Raw genomic sequence first — 25202 nt, forward strand, 5'->3', positions numbered from 1 at the left:
ATGGGAACACCACAACGCGGTCTCGCCGGGCAGATCCGGCGGGGCCTTGCATGGAGCAGCATCAACAGCCTGGTTCTCAAACTGGGGACCTTCGCCATCGGGATCGTGCTGGCACGCTTGCTGGCACCCGAGCAGTTTGGCGTCTTCGCCGTCGCCCTGACCGTCCAACTTGTCCTCATGTCGCTGGCAGATTTGGGGATGACGGCCGATCTGGTGCGCTCTCCCGACCCTGCCCGGCTGGCCCCTACGGTGGCCACCTTGGGCCTTGCCGCCGGGGCCGTGCTCACCACAACCCTGATGTTGTCCGCTCAGGGCCTGGCTGACCTGCTCGGCAGTGCCGACGCGGGGCCCGTGATCGCAGTGATGGCGGTCTCGCTTCTGCTCGCGGGCGCTGGAATAGTCCCTTATGCTGCCTTGCAACGGCGGTTCGCGCAAAAAGAACTGTTCATTATCGCTTTGGCCGACTTCACCATCAGCTCTGCCCTCACCGTCTTACTCGTTTCCAACGGTTTTGGCGTTATGTCACTGGCGCTCGGCAGGCTCGCAGCCCAGCTCGTGACGCTGTTCTTGCAGTTTGTTCTCTCCGGTGAGCGCGTGCGGCCAGGGTTCAATCGGGACGTCGCGCCGGAAGTGCTCGCCTTCGGTATACCGGTGGCCGGCGCCAACGTCCTTTCCTGGGCACTCCTGAACCTCGACAACGTGGTTATCTCCCGCCTTGCGGGTCCGGTGGCCCTGGGCTTCTACTTCCTCGCCTTCAACGTTTCCAACTGGCCCATGAGTGCTATCGGGCAAGTAGTCCGATCCCTCGCCATCCCCGCTTTTGCCAGGGTGGCTGGGGGTCGCTCCGACAGGAGCCTGTCGGCAGTGCTTGGGCCGGTCTGGGCTGTCGCCCTGCTGGCCGGGCTCATGCTGGCGCTGCTGTCGTCGCCGCTCATCGAGCTTGTCTATGGAAGCCGGTGGCTTCCCGCAGCTGCCATTCTTGCCTGGCTGGGCGTCTTTGGCGCCTTACGCACCCTCTTTGATCTTTCCGCCTCGTACCTCCTGGCACGCGGCGCAGCAAAGGCTACCCTGCTGGTTCAGGTCGCCTGGATCATGGGGCTCCTGCCGACGGCCATCCTGGGAATGCTTCTGGCGGGTACCACGGCGGTCGCTGTAGCCCACCTGGCGACCGGGTTGCTGGTCGTGGCTCCCGCTTACGCGCTGGCCCTGCACCGGACTGGCGCAGACATAAAGTCCCTCATGCCCGCCCTCTGGCCGCCGCTGGCGGCGGCCGTCCCGTCGGCCGCCGTGTCCCTGGGCGTCATGAGCTTGGCACCTAACCCTTTGTCCGCACTGCTGGCGGGAGGCACTTGCGGCACATGCATCTACATCTTGGTCCTCGTGCGGTGGTTTCGCCGCCGACTCCGAACCGTCATTGCCGCACTGCCCCACGAAGTGGATCGAACAGGCGCGAACCTTCATCCGGACCATCCACTCGCCACACCCTCAGGAGGTATGCCATGACTCAGACCAACGTTCCCTTGGTTGACCTGTCCCATCAGCAGAAGCAGATCAATGACGTGATACGCGAGGGATTTGACCGCGTCATTGCAGAATCGAGCTTCATCATGGGCCCCCAGGTGGACGAATTCGAAGAAGCCTGGGCCGCCTACTGTGGAGTACCTTTCGCCATGGGCGTGGGAAACGGTACTGACGCAATCGAGATAGCCCTCCGTGCTGCTGGAGTAGGACCGGGTCACGAAGTGATTCTTCCCGCAAACACGTTTGTTGCCACCGCCGGCGCCGTAGAACGGGCGGGCGCGCGGATTGTCCTCGCGGACTGCGATGAAGACTTCCTGCTGAACCCGGCAGACGTCGCCCAAAGGGTCACTTCCCGGACGCGGGCTGTGATAGGTGTCCATCTCTACGGGCAGACGGCCCCCATGGAAAGCCTGCAGGCGGCAGTACCGGACGGCGTCGTTATCGTTGAGGACTTGGCCCAAGCGCAGGGTGCCACGAGGAATGGAGTCCGGGCAGGCGCATTAGGCCACGTTGCCGCCACCAGCTTCTATCCCGGCAAAAACCTGGGCGCCTACGGCGATGCCGGTGCCGTAATGAGCACCGTGGAACATTTCGCCGACCGCGCGCGAAGACTACGCAACCACGGTGGCACCGTCAGGTACGAACACCTTGAGGTGGGCTTCAATTCTCGGCTGGATACCCTGCAGGCCGTAGTCCTCAATGCCAAACTGGCTCTCCTCGAGCAGTGGAACGGTCAGCGGAGGGAAGCCGCCGCGCGTTACCAGCAGCTCCTCGGCGGTCTTGACGGGATCGGACTGCCCCGAGTGGTCATAGGAAATGAGCACGTTTTCCACCTTTACGTCGTGCGCGTTCCTGTGCGGGACCGCGTGGTGCGTGAACTCAATGCGGCTGGAATCGGAGCAGGAGTCCACTATCCCAGCCCGGTCCATCTGCTGCCTGCATATGCCCATTTGCGCCACCAAAGGGGTGCGTTCCCTGTTGCTGAACTGCTCGCGGGCGAAATCATGTCACTTCCGATGTACCCGGGCATCACCATCGGACAGCAGGAACAGGTGGCGGCGGTTCTAAGGAAGGTGTTGGAACGATGAGCGTGGGACAAAAGGCATGCGAACGCGTTGTAAAGCGGATTCGGGTAAAGCCAACGGGTGAGCGGAAATACACGCCGTCGGTGTCCGTGGTCATAGCCTGCTACAACTACGCGCGATACCTTCGAGCAGCGGTGCAAAGCTGTCTATCCCAGCAGGACGTCACCGTGGAAGTCATCATTGTCGACGATGCCTCCACCGATGACAGCCTTGCCCTGGCTGAGTCTCTGAGCCGGGAGCATGGCAATGTTTCACTCGTCCGCCACTCCACGAACACGGGGCCGGTGGACGCCTTCAACGATGGTGCGCGCATGGCCACGGGTGAATTCCTGGTGCGGCTGGATGCGGATGACATGCTCACTCCGGGCTCCCTGGGCAGGGCCACCCTGATAGCCCAGTCCTTCCCATCCGTGGGCCTCGTCTATGGGCATCCACTGCACTTCCCGGAGATGCCGCTCCCCATTCCACGGCTCCAGGCAAGAGCGTGGACTGTTTGGCCTGGACTCCTCTGGCTCACGGACCGCTGCCGGTCAGGAAAGAACGTCATCACCTCGCCCGAAGTCCTCATGCGCCGTTCGCTGCTTGAGGAGGTGGGCTATCTTTCGCCCCTGGCCCACAGCCACGACATGGAATTGTGGTTGCGGCTCGCAGCCTTCTCGGACGTTGCCTATATCCATGGTGCCGATCAGGCATGGCACCGGGATCACAGCGAAAGCCTTTCGGCCAGATGCGTTGACGAACTGCTGGACTTCCGTGAGCGTCGTGCTGCCTTTGAAGTCCTTTTTTCCGGTCCGGCAGCCGGCAGGCCTGCGGCCTCAGCACTTCAGCGACAGGCATACCGGACCCTGGCCTTGGAAGCCCTTGGGCACGCCCGTCGCGAACTCGCGCGCTGGCCGGACAAGTCGGCGCGGCGCCGCATCTGGCTGGAACTGGCAGAAGCCACAGACGAAGAAATCACTCATTCCGCCCAGTGGGCTCGTCTCCATCAGGCACCACGCCTGGAATCCTTGCCCGCGCCGCTGAGGCTCAGTTCGTTTGCCTTCAGGGTACGTGGGCGAATCAAGTCGGAGCTGGAATGGCTTCGATGGCACCGGACCGGGGTCTACTGACCATGCGGCCAGTAACTGCCCTTACAGCACCTTACTTTGATTCCGAGGACGTGATCTGATGCCTGACACCGGCGTGTGGGACCTAATGCGCAGAATCCGTACCCGTGGGGCCCGTGATGTCAGCCGCAGGGCGGTTCGCCGGGTGGTCCGGAACCTCTCAGACATGTTCGACACCGCCGCACTGGACTTCCCGCTGCTCCGCCAGGACATAGCCGATTCGACCAGACTCCGTCTGGAGCTGCCCTCGGGACGTAAAAACACGGAGGATGCCCTCCACCTGGCCTGGCTCTGCACACCACCGGGTCCGGGATCAGGCGGGCACACAACCCTCTTCAGGATGGTGAAGGGGATGGAAGACCGGGGCAACAAGTGCACGCTGCTCCTCTACGACCGCCATGGCTCCGACATGTCACGGGCCTCCGCAGTTATCCGTCAACACTGGCCTTGGATGCAGGCGAACGTCTTGCCGGTCCCGGACGTCATCGAGGGCTTCGACGGCTGTGTTGCAAGTTCGTGGGATACGGCCCACGTGCTGGCCAGCCGGGGGGCAACGACGGCCATGCACCGGTTCTACTTCATACAGGACTATGAGCCGTTCTTCTATCCGCGGGGAAGCCTTTACAGCCTCGCCGAGGACAGCTACCGCTTCGGCTTCCGGAACATCGCCCTGGGGAACATGGTTGCGGAAGCACTTCAACACACGGCCGGGGTCCCTGCCGATACGGTGCCCTTTGGCTGCGACGGCGAAACATATCTCCTGCAGAACCTCGGTACCAGGCAAGGCGTAGTCTTCTACGCCAGGGAAACCGTTGACCGCAGGGGTACGCTCCTTGCCAAGCTGGCGCTGGAAGAATTCCATGCGCGCCATCCAGAGCAGGTCATCCACGTCTACGGCGACCCGGTACGCTCCTGGCAGATTCCACACCGCCACCACGGAAAGCTCTCCCCCTCCGAGTTGAGCCGTTTATACAACAGCAGCCTGGCTGGCCTCGCTCTTTCCTTCACCAATATCTCGCTTGTGGCAGAGGAGATGCTCTCCTGCGGGATGGCACCTGTTGTGAACGACCACGCTTTTGCCCGAAAAGACCTGTCCGCCCGTGGACTGCTCTGGGCTCCGGCGACCCCCGGCGGCATCGCCGAGGCACTCTCCCGCGCAGTGGAACAGCCGATGACAGCCTCCGAGACTACCCGCGCCGCTGCCGGGGCGCGCAGGAACTGGATTCCAGCACAGAAGGCCACAGCGTCCATTATCGAAGAAGAGGTAGCGGCATGTATCCGCTGAATACGATGGCTGTCCTGACGCCGTCCTACCTGCCTGACCTTGAAAGCTTCATAAGGCTGCACGAGTCCGTCCTGCAGGCTACGGACGAAACGACCCGTCACCACGTCATCGTTCCCAGGCGGGACCTCACGTCCTTCCGGGCAATCGGTTCGCCGCGCCTTGACGTATGGTCTGAAGCCGACTTCCTTCCTTCCGGGTTCGTGGCCACCGACGGACTCGCTGCACTTCGGCGCCGGCTCCCTGGACTTCCCCCCACCATCAACTGCAGCGCCGTTAACCTTCGGCGGCCCTGGCCACCCCTGCGTGGCTGGATCCTCCAACAAATCCTCAAGCTCTCCGCCGCTACCCGGCTGTCCTGCGATGCCGTGGTCGTTATCGATTCCGATGTCGTGCTTGTGCGCCGGATGCCTGTTGAGACCTACATCCGCAACGGTGCGGTGAGGCTGTACGAGAAGCCCGGCGCTGTCACCGAGGACCTTTCCCGCCACATGCTGTGGACCAGGACCGCCTATGAGCTTCTGGGGATCCCGTGGCAACCGTCGCCAGACTTTCCGGACTACATAGGCGGAATAGTCACTTGGGATCCCACAATTGTGCGAGGATGCCTGACCCGGATCGAAGACGTTTCCCGCTCCTCATGGGCGGGCACCGTGGCTCGACGCCTGCATTTCAGCGAATTCATTCTGTATGGAACCTATGCAAGGCATTTCGGCACAGAGCACCAGCGCTCCTTCCGGGAACCGTCAACACTTTGTCACAGTTATTGGTCGCCCACACCCCTCGGGAGACAGGAAGCGGACGCATTTGTGGCCGCCTACAATTCCAGCGACCTGGCAGTCCATGTCCAGTCCAATTCCAAGACATCACCGGGGATTATTCAGGCAGTAGTGGCAGGAGTCGCAGGGCAGGTCGCGCAATGACCCAGATCCAAAACTCCGCAGCAGAACCGCGGCCCCCCGCTGTCCTCTACGTCCTGCTGCTGGCCACCCTGGTGCTGCCCTCCTACATGGTCATGCCGGCTTTTGGCGCGAGCGGAAGCGCAGGCCAAATGCTGGCCGTGGGAGTATTCGTACTGTGGCTGGTGTTGTCCGGGTTCGGACTTCACAACCCTATGCCCTATGGACACCCCGGCAGGGGCGCCATGCTCTTCTGGATCACCGCGTCGTGCGCGAGCTATGCCGCCATGTTCGCAGGCTTCAGTGGCGGAAATGACCCGGCCGGCCGGGCCGCCGCCGACCGGTGGATGATTCTGTTGGTGGCAGGCGCAGGTGTCACCCTGGTGACAACCGAGACTGTCCGATCAGTGGAGTCGGTGAAGTCCATCACCCGCTGGGTTATGGGCGGCGCGGCGTTTTGCTGCGTTGTGGCACTCATCCAGTTCGTGGTCCGCGTAAATCCAATGGAGTGGGTCTCAACCCTGATGGTCGGGTTTGAGGACAATGGTTCCGGCACTGCCTTCCAGAATCGTGAAGCGTTTATGCGGGTAGCGGGAACAACCATGCACCCCATTGAACTTGGCGTCGTTTGTTCAATGCTATTGCCCTTGTCTGTTTGGTGGGGAATGTTCGATGCATCAGCTCGAAAATGGGTGCGCATTGCGCTCCCCGCACTGCTTTTCGCGGGAAACGTCATTACTGTCTCGCGCACAGGTCTTATCGGCCTGGGGATCGCGGCGCTCATCCTTGTTCCTTACCTGCCAGCGTTGGCACGGCGATGGGCTGTGGTGGTTATTCCCTGTGGTGCCGCTGCATTGTTTGTCGCTGTACCGGGAATGGTGTCAACCCTGTTTTCGTCGGCAACTGCCGGCTCATCCGATGCTTCGATCACCTCCCGGACCGACGACTACCCTCTTGTGTGGCAACTCTTCTTCGAGCGGCCCTGGCTGGGGCTCGGCCCGGGAACATGGATGCCCACGAATGCCAAGGACATATTCGATAACCAATACCTGCTGACAGTGGCAACGATGGGGGCCGTCGGGCTGGCAGCGCTGCTGGCTTATTTGCTGGCACCATTCTTCGCCAGCCTCACAGCAGCCCACCACGCCCCGTCCGACGAACTCCGCGTGCTCAGCGCCGCGGTGGGTGCTGCGATGCTCGTGGCCGCGGTGTCCGCGGGAACCTTTGATGCGCTGTCATTCCAAACCTTCGCCCTCATGTGTCCCTTCTTTGTCGGACTGAGCGGCGTGGTATGGCACCTCGTCAAACGCCAACTGCCCGAATCGCTCCACGCGGTCTTAACACCGTCCGCAAGCCAGAAAGTCCGGGAAGGAAAATCATGGACCCGCTAAGTATCATTACGACGCTCTGGCGCCACAAATGGGTAACTCTGCCCGTAGTGTTGCTGACAATTGCCGCCTGCGCTTATACGTACTTCTTCGCACCACGTACCTACGAGGCACATGTGTCCTACGCCCTGGCGGCGCCTAAGGTGCCGTCCAGCATGGAGCTGGAAAAGGATCCGGAACTTGCCAAGCTGAACTCCGACAACCCGTATCTTCGAAGTTACGACAGCTCCCTCCTGGCCCAGGTGGTTATCACCAAGCTGTCAGACCCTGCCTACGTGGCCCAGCTCAAGGAGGCTGGCTTCGGCACCGACTTCAAAATCACCCCTGTTTCCAGCCTCGGCATGGGCCTGGTCACCGTCAGTGCGGCATCGACGTCAGAATCTGGAGCGGTAGCCACCGCAAGGCTGATTGGTGAGCAGTTCGCGTCAACATTGAATTCGGTTCAGAAGGTAAACGGAGCAGACGACCGCTATCTCTATACCCCCATCCAGGTACTCGGACCCGGACCCGCTCAGGAACTGTTCTCCAACCGGTTGCGGTCACTCATCATGGTTGGCATCGCAGGCAGCATCCTGCTTTTTGGTTCCGTTTCCCTTGCCCGTGGCCGGACAATAAGGCGGCAAGGCGGCGGGACTGCGAAAGCCCTGACGACGAGGACTGGTCGTCGCGCATACAACCCGGTTTCCCAGCAGGGTTCAACCGGCCAGTTCCCTTCATCCATGTCTGTGCCAGCGGCCGGCCCGCAACTTGCCCACAACGATGAAAACCAGCGACTGGTTGCGGCCGGCGACAGGGCTCCGGGCCGCTAAGGCTTTCCGGATACCGATGGAGGCTCACCCATGAAGTTGCAAAAAATAGCCCTTGGATGTCTGGCAGCTCTGGCAGCTGCCCCCATTCTCCTGACTGCGTGCCAGAGCGGCACGACGGGCGCGGAAGCGGGCAGGCTCGCCGTCGAAAGGAATCCGGACGCGCCCCCGCGGCACCTGCGAGCCGTGGATGGCGGAACGGACTACTTCGCGCAGTTCGCCAACCCCTTGCCGACGTCACCTGCGTTCTTTCCTGTGGGCGTGTGGCTCGAAAGCATCCGCAGCCTGGACGAGATCCGGCAGGACAGTGAGGCAGGAATCAATGTCTATGTGGATCTGACAGCCGACTCTGACCTTGGCCTTCTGGATGGCGACGGACCCTTCGCCCTGTCCAGTCTTCCTTCCGCAAAGGACAACGGTGCTGTCCTGGCCGACGAAGCGGATATGTGGGCTGGCCCGGGCGACGATGCGTGGACGGGAAACTGGCCAGGACAAGGTCCTGCCTGTGCACCAGCTGAAGGGCGTTGCGGATACACCCTCCAGCAGCAACTCTCGTCAGCCGTGGAACCCGCCAAAATGACTTACGCAAATTACGGAAAGGGTGTTACCTTCTGGGAGTCAGACCAGGAAGCTGCACGCTTTGTCAACGAATTTCAGGATGTGGTCTCCGCGGACAACTACTGGTTCACGGACCCGAACATCTGCGGAGTGGGCGAGGGCGCGGTGCTGGTTAGCGGTACACGCCAGCTGATGGACTCCGAATGCCGCCTTGCAGCCAACTACGGCTGGACCGTGGAACGGCTGCGGTCACTCGTAAACCCGGGCGGCAGCAAACCCGTCTGGGCCTTTGTTGAACTGGGCCAGCCCTTCAATACTTCCACCGGGCCGATCACGGGACCCCAGATTCGCGCGGCAGTCTGGAGCAGCATTATCCACGGCGCCAGGGGAATCATTTACTTCAATCACAGCTTTGGCGGAGATTGCGGATCCTTCCACATTCTTCGGGAACCCTGCGCGCAACGTACCCGGGCTGACATTTCTGTCCTGAACCGTCAGATAGCAGAACTTGCACCGGTGCTGAATGCGCCGTTCCTCGACGATGCCATCCAGCACGCCAGCACGGTGCGCAGTGCCGTTAAGGTCCTGGACGGTTCCATATTTATCCTTGCCGGCTCGGCCCAAGCCGCATCCCAAGAGGCGCTATTTGAAGTCCCCTGCCTGGCCAAGGGTGGGGGAACAGTGACCGTTCTCAATGAAGACCGGACCATTGAGATGCAGAGCGGCGCATTCGTGGACACATTCAACGATGGGAATGCGGTCCATCTCTACCGCATCGATGGCGCCGCGTCGCTCTGCCTTCCATAGACGGTAGGCGAATGGCCGTCACTCGGCTGAACCATCGCCTAGGTAGCCCCTGGGACCGCGGAGCCAGCCAGGGGCTACCTGCTTGTTGACCTACTACCCGGGGAATCAGTAGTAGCGTTCCGCATGAGGCAAGTCCCGCCACGACCGTTCCCGGGTCACCGCTGCCAGGACCCCGCCATGCCGGGGCAGGGGGGACCGAAGGAAAGCAGACAGAACGACGGCGGCCCGGAACACTCCGGCATAGCCGCGGCTGTGGAATTTGCGGACGTATCTGATCCGGTTGGCGGCCATCAGGGCCTCCAGAGGTGTGGACGATCCCGAACCACCCCTTGAATGGAGCATTCGCGCGCGGGGTTCGAACCAGATTTCCAGGCCACTTGCCCTGACACGGCGCATGAAGTCTGTCTCTTCCGAGTACAGAAAGTACTCCTCGTCCCATTCGCCCACCAGCTGCGCGACGTCGGGACGGACCAGCAATGCTGCGCCGGTGGCCCAGTCCACTTTGTGGGGATGGAAGTAGCTTTCGCGATCAAAATCTGTTTCGGCCAGCCACGCAGGGCGTCCCGGAAGCCTTCTCCCCATGACAGCATCGCCAATCGCCCTGCTGACACTGGGTTCACGTCGCAATGAGTGGTAGATGGTCCCGTCGGCCTCCATAAGGAGGGGAACCACTACGCCGGCCCCCGATTCGACCATTCTTTGCCGCATTGCCCGGATAGCTCCGGGTTGTACCTGTGTATCGGGATTCAGGATCAAGAAGGCCTTCGTTTGGCCCGCTCTCTTCATTGCAACGTTGATCGCACCTGAGTACCCAAGGTTCCCGCCTGTGGGGAACCCATGGACATCGTGATACTTGCCTACTTCATGGAGAGTCCGGGGCCCGGGCGAGTTGTCGGCCACGATCACTTTGATCGATTGTTCCCTCGTTTCCCGAATCAGGCTTTTGAGGAGCTGCGGAATATCCTTTTCGTTGTTGTAGGTCACCACAACAACAGCAACATCTGTGGGCTGGTCCAGCGGGGAGAAACCTTCGCCGCGCAGGCCGGGACGATCCTCAAAAGCATGCCGTGGGGACGGCATGACACGTATCCGTCCCGGTATGCTGTGCTTCCGGAGACAGATGTACGCTTCCGGCCCGTCAACCAGATACCGTCTGGCAAGCCGCTTAGGCTCAAGCGCAAGCCGCCAGGCCCATTCCATCCCCAGATTCCGTGCCAACACCGGGGCCCGGTGTACCCTCCCGGCCAGGAAATCCACCACCGCCCCGAATGCCAGCATCACGTTGGCGCCTGTGAGGTGTCCGTACTCGGACATCCATAGTTCCTGCCGCGGTTTGCCGAGGCACACAACAAGGATGTCCGTCTTAGCAGCCTCGATGCTGGCGGCCAGGTCAGCCGAAGCGCCGGCCTCGACAAGCTCTTCCCGTTGCGGTGCCCAGCAGCCTGAAATGGTGAGTTTGGGATGGCTGGCAGTCAGCTTGCCGCGTACTTGGGCCTGCACATCGGGGGTACCGCCAAGGAAACCCACGCTGAGGCCTTCGAGTTCAGCGGCACCCAGGAGAGGCCGGATCAGATCGCTTCCTGCCAGCCTGGGCCATGTCCGGCCGGTAACCTTCCCGGCCCGGCTGACAAGGGGCGCCCCGTCCAGCAGCATAAGCCACTCCAGGGAATCCTGTCTCTCCAGGATGTCTGCCCATCGGCCGCCTTGGCCGAAGTGTTTGACATGATCGAGGTTGGCGGAGGCAACGGCGAGCGGAACAGAACCGCCGGACTTTGCCCTTGTCACGATGGTGCAGAGGGCGTCGTCGAAGCCCAGCAGCCTTACCGGGGCACCGCCGAGGGTAACCCAGGCACCGCTGCCGGATCGATCCCGGGCCGGGAGATCTCTTGGCGGAAGCTGGTGGGGCGAGCCGCTGTGGAGCCACGCGGCTGGCTGCACAACGCCCCCGAACGAACCGGACAATGTCATGGTGCAAACCTTTCGGGGTGAAAGTGGGCGGCTAGTTACGGTTGAAGACCACGTCAACCCAGTAGTTGGTGCTCCGGAAGGTATCCGTGGGGAAGGTGCTTGCCCCGTAGGCGTAGACGCCGTTCGATCCGTCGGCACCGTTGGCAAGTGCGTGCAGTGGCGCGTTGTCCATGCCGGTGTTGTTGAAGTAGTCACGTGTTGATGAGTAGGAACCGACCGGGGCGTAATAGGAGACGACGTAGGTGGTGTTCGCCGCGATAGGTACTGGTGTGGAAAAGAGCGCCTGCTGCCAGCCGGAGGCGGATTCATTCGAAAATGTGACAGTGGCCAGCAGGGTGCCGGATGCAGTCCAGAGGTGGCCTACGTGGGTCCCGGTGTTGGAGCTACCTTTGAAGAAGCGGACGCCGGAGACAGTGCCGGCCACATCGGAGCGAAACTTCATGCCGACTTCCGTTGCCTTGCGGTCGTTCGTGTTTGCCGTTGCAGGGATGGCCGTTGGGCTGAAGATGCTGCAGGGGCAGGCCACTGGAGGTGCCTTCGTGGTGAAGGTCCATGAAAAAGGCGAGCTCATGGCCGAACCTGACCCGTTCGTGGCCCCGGAAACAGTAGCGGTGTAGACGGTGCTGTAGCTCAGCACGCCGGCAGGCGAGAACGTAGCGGTATTCGTCGCCACGTCATAACCCACAGAGCCAGGTACTCCAGTGCCAGCGGCATCCTTCAGCGCGAACACCACCGTGGACGCATTAACCGACTGGTTGAAAGTGGCCGTCGGCTTCACTTGCTCGGAGATACCAGTGGCGGCATTGGCTGGAGAGACTGCCGCAACGGCTGGTGATGGTCCCGCACTGCCGGTAGCCAGGACAACATCCACCCAATAGTTCGTGTTGTTGTAACTGTCCGTGGGGAAGTCCGAGGCACCATACCTGTACACGCCGTTCGGACCGTCCACCCCCGCCGCCAGAGCATGCAAGGGAGCCTTGTCCGCGGGATTGTTGAAGTATCCGCTGTCCGAGGAGTAGAAGCCGTCCGGGGCGAAGTAGGAGACGACGTAGGTTGTGTTGGCAGCGATGGGAACCGGGGATGAGAAGGAGGCCTGTTGCCAACCCGATGCGCTTTCCGCACCGAACGTTACTGAGGCAAGCAGTGCGCCCGCCGACGACCAGAGGTGGCCTACATGGGTGCCGGTATTGGAACTGCCTTTGTAGAACCGGACACCGGTAACCGTCCCTGCCGAATCCGAACGGAACTTCATGCCCACCTCCACAGCGTCCGGATCATTGGTGTTGACCGTGGCCGGAGTGGAGGTGGGGTTGAAGACGCTGCACGGGCAGCCTCCCGTGGCGGCCGCCGTCGTAAAGCTCCAGGAATAGGGCGCGGTCATGGATTGGCCGCTGGAGTTGGTGGCTCCGCTCACTGTCCCGGTGTAACCCGTGCCCGACCCCAGCGGTACTGTCGGACTAAAGGTCGCGACGCGGGTGGTGGCGTCGTACGCCACCGAGCCCTGGACCGCTGTGTTTCCGGCATCCCTGAGGGTAAACACCACGCTGGACCCAGTCACTGCCTGGTTGAACGTCACCGAAGGCTTCGTATCAATCGGAATGGCTGTCGCGTTGTTGGCCGGCGTTGAGCTGGCCACCGCCGGAAGCACCGGGGCCGCAGTTGTTGCGAACGTCCAGGTATGCGGACCGGCCATTCCCTGCCCGGACGAATTCGTGGCACCACTGACCGTAGCGGTGTACGTGGTGTTGTAGGCAAGCGCTGCTGACGGCGTAAAAGAAGCTGTGTTGGTTCCCGCATCGTAGGTCACGGCGCCAGTAGCAACACCGTTCCCTGCATCCCGAAGTGAAAATGACACGGACGAAGGTGTCACGGCTTGGTCGAAGGTCACCGAAGGCTTCACCTGCACGTCAACCCCGGTGGATGAGTTGACAGGGGCTACAGACGTAACCCTGGGGGCGGGGGTGGTTGATGCGGCGCTGAACACCACGTCGACCCAGTAGTTTGTGGCGTTGTAGGTCAGGTTGGGGAAGGCGGAAGCCCCGTAACGGTACACACCGTTAGGCCCGTCGGTACCACTGGCCAGACCATGGAGCGGCGCCTTGTCACGGGAACCATTGAAGAATCCGGCGTCCGCGGCGTAGAACCCGTTAGGTGCGTGGTATGACACCACGTAGGTGGTATTTGCCGTAATACTCACGGGGGCGGAGAAATTCGCCTGCTGCCAGCCCGCGGCGGTCTCTGTGCCGAACGAAACGGTGGCCAGAAGCGTCCCGGTGGCGGACCAGAGGTGGCCTGTGTGCGCGCCGGTGTTGGCCGTTCCCTTGTAGAAGCGGACGCCGGTGACAGTGCCTGCCTCGTCAGAACGGAACTTCATTCCCAACTCAACGGCGTTGGAATCATCCTCCGACACAACGGCAGGAACATCTGTTGGACTGAACACCGAACAGGGGCAGGAGCCCGGCGCCGGGGCAGTGGTGAAGGTCCAGGTGTTGGCACCCGCCATGGTTTGCCCTGCCGCGTTTGTCGCCCCACTCACAGTCGCGGTGTACCCGGTGTTGAAGGACAGCAAGCCGGCCGGGGAGAACGTGGCCGTGTTTGTTGCACTGTCGTATGCCACCGACCCGGAAACGTTGTTATTGGCCGGATCCTTCACGGTGAAGGTTATCGACGAACTGTTGACGGGCTGATTGAAAGTGGCAGCCGGCCTTGTATCCACAGGCACGGTAGACGCATTGCTTGCAGGGGAAACGGAAGATACGGCGGGCAGCGGCGGAGGTGCTGCCGTAGTGAACGTCCACGAGTATGGGGTAGCCATTGACTGCCCCGCGGAATTCGTGGCCCCGCTGACCGTTGCCGAAAAAGCCGTCGAATTGGCAAGGGCCGTGGACGGCGTGAAGGTCGATGTATGGGTGGCCGCATCATGAGTGAGAGATCCAGCCACGTTGGTTCCAGCGCTGTTTTTTACCGTGAAGACCACAGAGGAAGGTGTGACGGCCTGGTTGAAAGTGACCGAAGGCTTCACGCCCGTAACTACGTCGGTTGCGTTGTTGACCGGGGAGACCGAAGAAACAGCCGGCTGCACTGTCCCGGACGGTGCGAAGGCCAGATCGACCCAGTAGTACTCGGCATCGTAGACCTGGTTGGGGAAGGAACTCACCCCGTACCTGTACACACCGTTAGGCGAGCCGGGCACGCTTCGTGGGAAGTGCAAGGGCGCGCTATCGAGCGAATTCACCGCCCCAACGGGAGAGGGATTGTTATAGAAGTAGCCGGAGTCCTGGGAGTAGCGCCCGGTGGGGGTGAAGTAGGAGACCACATATGTTGTGTTGGCCGAAATCGCGAGGGGCGGGGAAAGGGCGACCGTTTGCCAGCCGCTGGCCGATTCGTTCGCAAAGGTGGCAGTGGCCAGCCGCTGGCCGGCCGAGCTCCAGATGCTGCCGGTGTGGGTGCCGGTGTTTCGGGCTGACTTGTAGAAGCGGATCGAGTTGACAGTACCGGCAACATCCGAATAGAACTTTGCACCTACCTCGATTGCCGCGGCATCACCGGAATCGACCATTGAGGGCACCCTGTTAACGCCCACGAGTGAGCAGGGGCAGGACACATTCATGGTGATGCTTTGGGAGGCTGATTCAAGGTTTCCGCTGTCATCCACCGCCCTGGAACGCAGCACAGAGGCGGGACTACCGTGGGCGGTCCAGCTGTAGGTCCAGTTATTGGTTCCCGTGGCACGCCGCCAGGTAGTGCCACCATCGGTGGAAATTTCCACACCGGCAACCACGCCGCCAGTGTCGGACGCAGTGCCCGCCACCGTGACTATCGTCCCATCAGCAACCGCTGTGCCAGCCGCCGGCGCCGTGATCCGGGAAGTCGGCGCCGTTGAGTCATTCGAAGGCTGTGCCGCGGCGAGCCCTGCCATGAGTGTGCCAGGCTGGGCACCCATATCAGCGAAAAGGTTGACAGTGGCTTGCTGCATGTTGCGGTCCACGGCCTTGCCCGTTGTATAGCTGTCCAAGCCCCAGGACCACTGGACGGTCCCAGCCCCAAAGACCAAGGCGCCGCTGGCAGCCTTGTAGAGGGTCAGGTTGTGGGTGGCTGTCCCGCCCTGCTGGACGGTTGAGCCGTAGTCAGTGAAAACCTCAGCGGTGGAGCTCGTGGTTTCGGACAGCCGGAAGGTTCCAGGCGGCCGGAAGCCGTTGTCGGCGTCGATGTCCCACTCGTAGCCTAAGGTCCCCAGACCGGCTCCAAGGGTTGCAGCAGCCCCCGCCGCCAAGTTGGGAATGGACGTACTCCTCCACAGCCGGAGCTGCTTGTATGCTGCCGGGACCACGATGTCCGTAGTTCCGGAATTAACTACAAAGTATTGCCCGGTAAGGCCGTTTTCCGGGTTGCCTCCGCCACCGGCCGCTCCATACCGCGGATCCCGCCAGGTGCCCGTCCAGGACACGGGATCGGTGGGAGCGTTGAAGTGTGTGTCCTTGTAGGACACGAGGGTCCGGCCCGCGGTGTTCGTGCCGTCCGAACTGGCTTCCCATCGGGTCTTCCAAAACATTTCGTTTCCGCTGAAGAAAGCGAGATGCACGCCTGCGTCCCTGGCCGCCTGGACATTCGCCCGCTGTTCCGCCGACCAATACTCGTCGTGTGCCACTGAGAGGAACGACTTGTGGTTCAACAGCAGGGGGGCTCTCGTCGCGGTATCCAGCCCGCTCATGTAGCTGACGTCGTAGCCGTTGGCTTCCATGAACCGGATCATGGGGTACTCCGCATACATCAACCAGTTCTGCCCCTGGGCGTCACCGGCTGTAATGAACGGCCGGTTGTACGAAACCTTGAATGCGGCCTTGTATGCCTGGGGATTGCCGGCAGGACAGGCCACTGTGCAGACATAGAGGCTGTTGCCGCCGTAGCTGTTGTACGCCTGCCAAGTGGTGTCGGAGGTCTGGAACAACACGTCGGAGCGGGCCGCATCGTCCCGCACCACAAACGGAATAACGCTCGCGCCGCCGTTGTCAGTCCGAACCAAGCGAGCCAGATAGACACCGGAGACTGCCGTCGCCGGCACGGGCCACGAAGCGGACACGGCCCAGTTTCCACAATCAATCAATCCTGTCGCCGCGAACGTCGCGCAGTTGGGCTGCGTCTGAGGCAATGGAGCCGAGGGCAGCAGGTTGGCTGCAACTTTTCGTGCGCCGAGGCCTTGGTAGTAACCCAGCCGATAAATATCAATGCGGTAAGCCGACGCAGTGGTCTTGACCTTGAACGTCACGGTCTGGCCGATGTTGACGCTCATGGACGCCGCGTAGCCCTGGATGGTGGTGTTCCCAGCTCCCGGGACCTGCCACTCCGACGGGGGACTCCCCGGCTGAGTATTCTCGCAGGCCACTGTGCTGGCCACGGGAGCGTCGCAGGGGCCTGCGGCCCGGGCAGGCGGCAGCCACGAAGGGTCCACTGCCATGGAAAACATGGAGGCCAGCAGCGCGAGTACCAGAGCAGGTACCCAGCGGCGGACAATCCTGCGGGGGAGGACTCCAGGTGCAGACGTCATCTTCAGGCTCCATGGTCGCGGCGCAACCAGGCATCAGCCGGACGGGGGTCTGCACTCCCCACACCGGCTTGCGCCAAAGGCTTGGCGCCTTGCCCGTTGCGTCAGTCAGTTGTTATGGACGTCCTTTCGGTGGAAGGCGAACAAACCTTCCCCGTTCACGGCCCGGAACCATGGACCGCGAACCCCCAGGGGCTTCCGTGTTTTTCAACCGTAGGCTGGGCCCCACCGCGCCACTAGGCGGCAGGGGCCGCTATGTGGGTATCCGCACCACCTTTGTGGCGGAAACCCGGTAAGTGCCGGAAACCAGGCAAGCCCTAAGCAGCGGTCCGGAAGAACAGCTCCGTCACGGCAGCCAGCCGCCGCGGATCCTCAACACCGCACAGTTCGCGCGCCGAGTGCATGGAAAGCAGCGGAACCCCCACATCCACTGTCCGGATTCCCAAACGCGTCGCGGTCAAAGGCCCAATTGTGGAACCGCACGGAATCGCGTTGTTGGACACGAATTCCTGGTACGGCACACCGGACTCAGCACACAGCCGCGCCCAGAACGCGCCACCAAGTGCATCCGTGGCATAGCGCTGGTTCGCGTTGATCTTCAGCAGCGGTCCGCCGTTAAGGACCGGATGGTTGGCGGGGTCATGCCGCTCCGCGTAGTTCGGGTGGACCGCGTGCCCGGCGTCGGCAGAGACACAGAACGACGCCGCCAGCGCCTGCCGCCGCTGGCTCACCGTAGCGCCGAGGCCGTCGGAGATGCGGACCAGGACGTCCTCGAGGATGGGCCCGCAGGCACCGGACCGCGAGTTGGAGCCAATCTCCTCATGGTCAAAAGCGGCCAGCACCGCGATAGGCGAGCCGGAAGAAACGGAACCCGCATGCGCCATCAAGGCCACCAGCCCAGCATGCGTGGACGAAAGGTTATCCAGCCGCCCGGACGCGAAGAACTCACTGTTCCCCCCGAAAACCGCAGGCGCCTGCGTATCCGCAATAACGACGTCGTACCCGCCAATCGAAGCAGGATCAACAGAGGCGCCGGAAACAGAAGAAGCCAGCACGGCCAGCAGGTCGAAGTCAGCAGGATTCCCCAGCCCCCACACGGGATTCATGTGCCGCTGCTTATCCAGCGTCAGCCCGTCATTCACGGCCCGGTCCAGGTGGATGGCCAGCTGCGGGAACCGCAGCATGGGCCCAGTAGCGGTCAGGTGCTCCGTGCCGTCCAGCATTACCAGCCGCCCGGCCAGCTGCAGTTCGCGGTCCAGCCAGGAGTTCAGCAGCGGCCCGCCGTACACCTCAACGCCCGCCTGCAGCCAGCCGTGCGCCCCGGTCGTGGGCTTGGGCTTGAGCTTGAACGAGGGCGAATCCGTGTGCGCCCCCAGGATGTTGAACCCGGTGGTAGGCCCCGCGTCCTCAGGAACCACCCAGGCGACCAGCGCGCCGTCACGGATGACAAAGAACCGTCCGGCGCCCCCCTCCCATGGTTCCAGCTCATCCAAACGGGCAAAGCCGGCCTCCTCCAGCCGCCGCGCCGCTTCGTGCACCGCGTGAAAGCTCGACGGCGATGCGCTGACATAGGCGCCAAGGTCCTGGATGTGGTCTGCGGCGGAGGAATGAAAAGGCATGTTCCCGAGTCTAGATGGTGACGTTGAGCCCCGCCGTGTAGCCCGCCGCGGCCGAGCCGGTCATGGCAGCAAGCTGATAGATCCCGCCGTCGTCGCCGAACACGTTGTCCGACTGCAGCGTGGTCCGGGGAAAGTTCTGTGCGCTGGACCCGTACCCTGCCGTGGCATACACGTCCTCGCACGCCGCCTTCGTCAGGGCCATCTGCGAAACGGCCAGCACCTGGCCGGCAGCTGTCGCGTTGCTCATGGACTCGAAGACCTCGAAATGGATGTGTGGCCAGCGGCCCATGTACGCGCCGGGGAAGATCGATTTGAAGGTGACCTGGCCGTTCGCATCAGCCTCCTGGACTCCCCGGAGGAAGTTCTCGTTTTCGAGGCCCGTATCGTACATCGAGTACTTCCCATTGCTGTCGCAGTGCCAGGCATACACTGCCGCACCAGTCAACGGGACACAGCCGTTTGCGTTGTCCAGCAGCGTCAGCGTGAAGGTCAGCGGTACACCCGGGGCTTTGGCGGTCCCCGTCCCGAAGCTGGAGGTGATGTCCTTCCGCACCACTCCAGAGGCTTCGAGGACGTTCGGTCCATTCGAGCCGTCGCCCGGGTACGGTCCGGCTGTTTCCTGTGGAATCTCGACACCGCATTCGGCGATGGCCCGGGTCAGCGCGGGGGACGGCGAAGCAGTGGCCGCAGCGGATCCGGACGCCGTTGGGGATGCGCTGCTGGCAGTGGCTGCAGCGGCCGACGCCGACGGGCTGGCACTGGTGCTGGATCCTCCTGGTGTGCAGGCAGCCAAGGCAGCCGCAGTGCCTCCGGCGCCAAGGAAGATGCCCAGGGAGCGGCGGCTCATGAGCGTGGACAGGTCGAACTCCAAGCCGCGGTCGTGGTCAGGATGGGGAAGGTTGTTGGTCATGCCACCATCCAACCTTCCCGGCCTGTCGCGTGCATAGGCCGTTCCTGTGCGCGCGCCGGGCGTCAGTAGTCCGGGTTGCTCGGCACCACCAGGCCGGTCTCGTAGGCGTACACCACTGCCTGGACGCGGTCGCGGAGATGAAGCTTGGTGAGGATGCGCCGCACGTGGGTCTTCACCGTCGCCTCGGACAGGAAGTACCTGTGGGCGATCTCCGCGTTGGACAGTCCTTCGGCCATGGCCTCAAGCATCTCCGTTTCCCGGGGCGTCAGGTCGGCCAGAAGCGGATCCGGCGCCGGCGGCGCAGGAGCCGGTTTCCTGGCACCCCGCACATACGTCTCGAGCAGCCGCTGCGTAATCCTCGGCGCCACCACGGCGTCACCGCTGGCCACCACCCGTACGGCACCGATCAGGTCTTGCGGCGCCGCGTCCTTCAGGAGGAACGCGGATGCGCCCGCCTGCAGGCCCGCGAAGGCATACTCGTCCACATCGAAAGTGGTCAGGATGATGACCCTCGAACACGCGCCGGACTCCGTGATGGCCCGGGTGGCTTCAATACCGTCCAGCACGGGCATCCGCACATCCATCAGCACCACGTCCGGGGCGAGTTCACGGACCAGCCGGACGGCCTCGGCACCATTGGAGGCCTCACCCACAATGCGCAGGTCCTCCTCGCCTTCCAGGATGAGCCGGAACCCCATCCGGAGCAGGGGCTGGTCATCAACCAGCAGGACCGTGATAGCTGGATTGATCGTCATGCTTTCCCTTGCAGTTCGTGCGGACGGAAGGATCCGGAAACGTCGTCCCCGGGCCAGGACAGGACGGCGTGCACCCGCCAGCCGCGGCCGCTGCGGCCGGCTTCCACGGTGCCGGCATAAATCCGGGCGCGCTCAGCCATTCCGGCGATGCCCTGCCCGGTTCCATACGACGCGCCAAACGAAGTTCCAGACGGGGTTCCGTAGGAGCCGTGCCCGGCGGCGGAAGTGCCGCCGCCTTCAGGCGGGACGCTGCCGGGAACTCCCGCGCCGTCGTCGACCACGTCAATGGTGACCGTTGAACCGGCGCGGACGATCGAGACATCGACCCGCCCCAGTGAGCGGCCGTACCGGAGAACGTTGGTCAGCGATTCCTGGACGATCCGGTACACCGTGAGCTGGAAGGCGGCGTCATCAGGCAGCGCCGGGCCGGTGTGGGAGTAATGCACGGGCAGGCCCGCCGTGCGGAACCCTTCAAGGAGCTTGGACAGGCCGTCCCCGGAAGCCGGCGGCAGCCGCGGTGCCGCCCGGCCGTCGTCGCGAAGGACACCCAGCACGCGGCGCATGTCTGCCAGGGCGGCGCGGCCCGTCCGGGACAGTTCTGCGAGCACCTCGCCGGCGCGCTCCGGGCTCTTCCGGACCACGACGGCGGCCCCGTCGGACAGGCTGACCATCACCGTCAGCGAGTGGGCCACGACGTCGTGCATCTCCCGGGCTATCCGGTTCCGTTCGTCGACGGACGCCAGGGCCGCAGTCCTCGCCGCCCAGGCCGCGATCTCCTGCTCGTGTTCGCGCCGCTGGCGGACCGAGATGCCGATCCCTGTGGCGATGACATTGGACAGCGCGATGGTGGCGCCGGTGGCGATGCTGGTCAGGAGTTGGAAGTCGTCCGGATTGAGCGTGGCATCGTGGACGAGTGCTTTGTCCATCGGGCCAACGGCGGCCAGGAGGTAGAGAAGGGCAAGCGGCGCGGTGGCCACAGCCATCGTGGTCATGGCGAAGCGGCGGGTGTGTGCCACTGCCACCGCATAGAGGGAAAACCACAGCCCGGCAGAGACGTTGGAGCCCCAGGGATGCAGCAGCGTAACGGCAACCTCCGCCACAGCTACAAACGCCACAAGGCCCACCGGATAGAAACGCCGCAGGAACATCGCCGCGGCAACGGCAGCCAGCAGGGCTGCCGCAAGCCAATTTCCGGAGCCGACGGCGTCCACCGCCGTGGGTGCCACCAGCAGGCTGTAGCTGAGCGCCACCAGCCCATCCATAACCCTGGGATGGCGGTACAGGTAACGCCTGAGCAGTCCCCTTCGCCTGGCGGTGAGCTCGGCAAGGGACGCGTCGGCCTGGCTGGCCGGCGCGTCCCTGGGTCCTGAGTTTTCTGTCATATCCTTCTTATATTCCCGGCAGGTTATACATCCCGTTTCTTCAGTGTAATCATCGCCGGGACCAGGAACAGCAGCACATAGCCCAGGAAGATCAGGCCTCCGTGCCAGGGATCGATGGTGCCGTCGGTGTGTCCGATCGACAGGAACCGGCCGCCGGCTTCGCTGGGAATGTACTGCGGGACGTACTTCCAGAACTCCCCCGGGATGAGGGTCATGAAGCTCGCCGCGATGGACAGGACGAAGAACAGAGCCACCAGGACCGTGATGCCGCCGGCCGAGTTGCGCAGCAGCGTTCCCAGGGACAGTCCGATCAGGGCAACGCCTGCCACGTACAGGCCACCGGTGAAGATGCTGTAAAGCACACCATCCGTGGACCAGTCGAGGTCGAAGCCGATCCCCTGGAACACCGGCATGGCAATCAGGAAGGTGGCAACGCCGGCAACGGTGGTGATGACGTACGAAATGACCGCGAGGATGATCGCCTTGGCTGCGAAGGCAGGGGTACGCCGCGGAACGGCATTCATGGTGGAACGGATCATGCCGGTGGCGTACTCGGAGGACATAAAGAGGACCGCGAGCGAGCCGAGGATCAGGATGCCGATCTGGAGCCCGGCGTTGGGCAGGTTGTAGAGGTCAAAGCCGGAGCCTGGCGGGAACGACTTTTCCAGCATTTCGGGAGTCATCGTCTGGCCCTGGTCCCTGGCGGTGCGGATCATGTCGTCGAGGTAGGTATAGCGGATCAGCACTGCCAGAGCCCCCACCCCCACGATGGCTACCAGGGTCAGCAGCAGGAGGATGCGGGTGGACAGCAGCGACCACAGCTTGATCCATTCGGACCGCAGCACGCCGGCAAAGGTCACTCCCCGTGAACCTGCTGAGGAACTGGTGGGGGCGGTACGGGTTTCAGTCATGGTGCTCATCGTCCTTACTTGCCTGCCGCTGCCGGGGCGGAGACTGCGGGTCCGCCGGTCAGGTGTGAGTGGTATTCCACTTCGTCCTTGGTGAGGTCGAAGTATGCGTCCTCCAGCGAGGACAGCTGCGGGGTGAGTTCGTAAACCAGCACATGGTTATCCAGGGCAATCCGCGCGATCTGGCGCGAATCCATTCCTGTTACTTCAAGGGTTTCCGGCTCGCTCTGGTCCACGGTGACGCCGTCGCCGGCCAGGAGGGCAGACAGTTCCAGTGCCTCCCCCGTGCGGACCAGCGTCTTGGCCTGCCTGGTTCCGGCGATAATCTCCTTCACGGGTGCGTCAGCGATGATCCGGCCGCGGCCGATGACGATCAGGTGGTCTGCGGTCTGCGCCATCTCGCTCATCAGGTGCGAGGACAGGAAGATCGTTTTGCCCTGGTTCGCCAGGTACCGGACGAGGTTGCGGACCCACAGCACGCCCTCCGGGTCCAAACCGTTGACGGGCTCGTCCAGGATCAGGGTCTGGGGATCGCCGAGCAGCGCCGCGGCAATCCCCAGCCGCTGGCCCATGCCCAGGGAGAACCCGCCGGCCTTCTTCCGAGCTACAGCCTCAAGGCCGGTCATCTCAATGACTTCGCGGACCCTGGCTTTGGGAATGCCGTGGGTGGCGGCCATGGCGAGCAGGTGGTTGTAGGCGCTGCGGCTCGTGTGGACGGCCTTGGCATCGAGCAGGGCGCCCACCTCATGCAGCGGTGCCTTGTGGTGCGCGTACGGCAGGCCGTTAACGGTGACCGAGCCGGACGTCGGCCGGTCCAGTCCCATCACCATCCGCATGGTGGTGGACTTGCCGGCCCCGTTCGGACCCAAAAAGCCCGTGACGAGCCCTGGTTGCACGGTGAAACTGACCCCGGCCACCGCGGTTTTTCCGCCGTAAACCTTGGTCAGGCCTGTTGCCTCAATCATGGATTGTTTCCTTCGGACGGCAGCATGGGCTGCGGAGGACGTTGCTGGGACAGTTGTGTAACTCCCACGCTACCCATCCGATTGTCCGGATTCGCCGGTCTCAGGGATGATTCAGGGGCCAATCGGGGTAGTCCCCCTGGATGACCGCCTGCGCACACGTCACCGGTCAGGGGCGCGGGGAGTAGTACGTGAGCGCCCGCGGCCGAATGCTGTACTCCACACTGCGTACGCCCGCCACCGCCTCGCCGTCAACGGCCAGGGCCATCGGTGATCCGCCGGCTTCGATCCGCACACCTCTTGCCTCTGTCAGGTGGGTGATGCGCGACGTAGCAACGGTGCCGGTCAGCACCGACCACAGCAGCCTGAGCCGGGCAAAGGATTCGTCTGCCGTGATCATCCGGACGTCCAGGACGCCGTCGTCCATGACCGGACGGAACAAGGGGGCGTGGTCGCGGGGGTAGTACCGGCCTCGTCCCACGTAGGCGATCCATACTTTGTGGAGCTTGCCATCCACCGTGAGTGTGGTGGGGGTGCCCGCGGCGAAGGTGCGGAACATGGCCACGACACCTGCGAGGGGTTTTCCCAGGGCAGGCTGCAGGTGTTCGCGGCGCCGGACGAGGTTGGGGTACAGCCCTACGCTGGACGTGTTGAGCATGGCCACTTCCGCGGTCTCCGGCTTTCCTGCGAGCCCACGCTCCATTGTCACCATTCCGACGTCGGCCAGGGCAGCTTCGCCCCGCGTCGCTGCGGTGAGGGCCTCCTTGAGGCTCCCGGTTCCAGCGTCGCGCGCGAAATGGTTAAGTGTCCCGCCGGGCAGCACCAGGAGGGCGAGTGAACGGTCGACGGCGGCAGCTGCCGCGGCTCCGACGGTCCCGTCGCCGCCCCACACACCAAGGGCGCGAGTCCCTGGCCGGGCTGCGGTTTCGTTGATCGCCGCGCGGAGATCCTCATCCGGTTCGACAGTCCGTATGTACGCCTTCGGGAATACTTGACGGAGGGCGTCGGCCGTCTCTTCCTTGAAGGACCCTCCGAGGGTGTTGACCACGATGCTCAACCCTTCGCCTTCGGGCAGCTCAGGGGCAGAAGTCCAGCTCCTGGTGGTCGCCGGAAACGGCGGGCGGACCGGCCACCACCGCCGGGTCACCAGTGCCGCACCGGCTCCGATCGCCGAGCCAAAAAGAACATCGGAGGGCCAGTGCGCACCCGTGTGGACGCGGGAGTACGCAACTCCCAGTGCCGCCGGTGCCAGCGCTGCCCCCAGGGACGGCTTGACCAGCCCCACTCCAACGGCGAAAGCCACCGCCGAAGCTGAGTGGCCAGAGGGCATGGAAGAACTCTTCGGCTGCGGATGAACGAACCTGAAGACAGGCAGGTGCTCGGGAAGCGGGCGGGCGCGGGGCAGAAGCGTTTTGAAGATCCCGTTGGTAACGGCGGAAGCTACTGCCTGGGCGATCAACCCGTGAACGGCAGCGCGGCGGGGCCTGCCCGGAACCGTGGCAATGACGGCCGCCGCGGCCATCCAGAGTTTTCCGTGGTTGGCGGCGGCCGAGAGCCTCCTGAAGAAGGCGTCGTAGTTGCCGCCGGGCAAGCGCGAAACATGCCGGACGAGGTATTTATCGGTGCGGCTGATCCATCGATGGCCCTGTCGCCATTTGCTCTGCATGCCCCTCACCCTACCGCCGGGGTCCAGAGGCGGCGGAG

At 63.2% G+C, this 25202-nt stretch carries 17 protein-coding genes; 8 read left to right on the forward strand and 9 right to left on the reverse strand.

What is annotated here, in order from left to right:
* From BACI348_RS00835 to BACI348_RS00870, 8 genes are all read left to right on the forward strand, one after another.
* Positions 1–1503 carry a lipopolysaccharide biosynthesis protein gene (locus BACI348_RS00835; protein ID WP_159823521.1) on the forward strand — a complete coding sequence of 501 codons (1503 nt, stop codon included), beginning with the start codon at positions 1–3 and terminating at the stop codon, positions 1501–1503.
* The gene (locus tag BACI348_RS00840; RefSeq protein ID WP_159823522.1) at positions 1500–2609 is read left to right on the forward strand and encodes a DegT/DnrJ/EryC1/StrS family aminotransferase; all 1110 of its coding nucleotides are present in this window, start codon (positions 1500–1502) and stop codon (positions 2607–2609) included. The genes BACI348_RS00835 and BACI348_RS00840 overlap by 4 nt, the downstream gene beginning before the upstream one ends.
* Positions 2606–3715 (forward strand): glycosyltransferase family 2 protein, encoded by a 1110-nt coding sequence (locus BACI348_RS00845; RefSeq protein ID WP_159823523.1) that lies wholly within the window; start codon positions 2606–2608, stop codon positions 3713–3715. Before BACI348_RS00840 ends, BACI348_RS00845 begins: the two co-directional genes overlap by 4 nt.
* A gap of 163 nt (positions 3716–3878) precedes the next feature.
* Positions 3879–4997: a rhamnosyltransferase WsaF family glycosyltransferase gene (locus BACI348_RS00850; RefSeq protein ID WP_236557324.1), complete on the forward strand. Its 1119-nt coding sequence runs from the start codon at positions 3879–3881 to the stop codon at positions 4995–4997.
* Positions 4985–5917 (forward strand): DUF6492 family protein, encoded by a 933-nt coding sequence (locus BACI348_RS00855; protein WP_159823525.1) that lies wholly within the window; start codon positions 4985–4987, stop codon positions 5915–5917. Before BACI348_RS00850 ends, BACI348_RS00855 begins: the two co-directional genes overlap by 13 nt.
* Before the next feature lie 221 nt (positions 5918–6138).
* Positions 6139–7284: an O-antigen ligase family protein gene (locus BACI348_RS00860; RefSeq protein WP_159823526.1), complete on the forward strand. Its 1146-nt coding sequence runs from the start codon at positions 6139–6141 to the stop codon at positions 7282–7284.
* The gene (locus BACI348_RS00865; RefSeq protein ID WP_159823527.1) at positions 7272–8090 is read left to right on the forward strand and encodes a YveK family protein; all 819 of its coding nucleotides are present in this window, start codon (positions 7272–7274) and stop codon (positions 8088–8090) included. Before BACI348_RS00860 ends, BACI348_RS00865 begins: the two co-directional genes overlap by 13 nt.
* A 30-nt stretch (positions 8091–8120) precedes the next feature.
* Positions 8121–9452, forward strand: coding sequence for a hypothetical protein (locus BACI348_RS00870; RefSeq protein ID WP_159823528.1), 1332 nt, complete (start codon positions 8121–8123; stop codon positions 9450–9452).
* Positions 9453–9557: 105 nt separating this feature from the next.
* Here the strand turns inward: BACI348_RS00870 and BACI348_RS00875 are convergent, their stop codons facing one another.
* The 9 genes from BACI348_RS00875 to BACI348_RS00915 all read right to left on the reverse strand — a co-directional run bounded on the left by BACI348_RS00875 (position 9558) and on the right by BACI348_RS00915 (position 25164).
* Positions 9558–11420 (reverse strand): WecB/TagA/CpsF family glycosyltransferase, encoded by a 1863-nt coding sequence (locus BACI348_RS00875; RefSeq protein ID WP_159823529.1) that lies wholly within the window; start codon positions 11418–11420, stop codon positions 9558–9560.
* 31 nt (positions 11421–11451) lie between these two features.
* Entirely contained in the window at positions 11452–16965 is a 5514-nt protein-coding gene (locus tag BACI348_RS00880) for a DUF4082 domain-containing protein (protein ID WP_159823530.1), read from the reverse strand.
* A gap of 314 nt (positions 16966–17279) precedes the next feature.
* A complete protein-coding gene (locus BACI348_RS00885; RefSeq protein ID WP_159823531.1) occupies positions 17280–18581 on the reverse strand; it encodes a M18 family aminopeptidase in 1302 nt (433 codons plus the stop codon).
* Between the two features lie 10 nt (positions 18582–18591).
* Positions 18592–19491, reverse strand: coding sequence for an intradiol ring-cleavage dioxygenase (locus BACI348_RS00890; RefSeq protein ID WP_159823532.1), 900 nt, complete (start codon positions 19489–19491; stop codon positions 18592–18594).
* Between the two features lie 62 nt (positions 19492–19553).
* Positions 19554–20246, reverse strand: coding sequence for a response regulator (locus BACI348_RS00895; protein ID WP_159823533.1), 693 nt, complete (start codon positions 20244–20246; stop codon positions 19554–19556).
* Positions 20243–21628, reverse strand: coding sequence for a sensor histidine kinase (locus tag BACI348_RS00900; protein WP_159823534.1), 1386 nt, complete (start codon positions 21626–21628; stop codon positions 20243–20245). The genes BACI348_RS00895 and BACI348_RS00900 overlap by 4 nt, the downstream gene beginning before the upstream one ends.
* A 23-nt stretch (positions 21629–21651) precedes the next feature.
* Positions 21652–22548 carry a DUF2705 family protein gene (locus BACI348_RS00905; RefSeq protein WP_159823535.1) on the reverse strand — a complete coding sequence of 299 codons (897 nt, stop codon included), beginning with the start codon at positions 22546–22548 and terminating at the stop codon, positions 21652–21654.
* 5 nt (positions 22549–22553) lie between these two features.
* On the reverse strand, positions 22554–23501 hold the full coding sequence (locus BACI348_RS00910) for an ABC transporter ATP-binding protein (protein WP_159823536.1): 948 nt from the start codon (positions 23499–23501) through the stop codon (positions 22554–22556).
* 166 nt (positions 23502–23667) lie between these two features.
* A complete protein-coding gene (locus BACI348_RS00915) occupies positions 23668–25164 on the reverse strand; it encodes a bifunctional phosphatase PAP2/diacylglycerol kinase family protein (protein ID WP_159823537.1) in 1497 nt (498 codons plus the stop codon).
* Positions 25165–25202 lie beyond the last annotated feature (38 nt).

Origin of the sequence: Arthrobacter sp. 9AX, from assembly GCF_902506095.1 — a bacterium.
GTDB lineage: Bacteria > Actinomycetota > Actinomycetes > Actinomycetales > Micrococcaceae > Arthrobacter.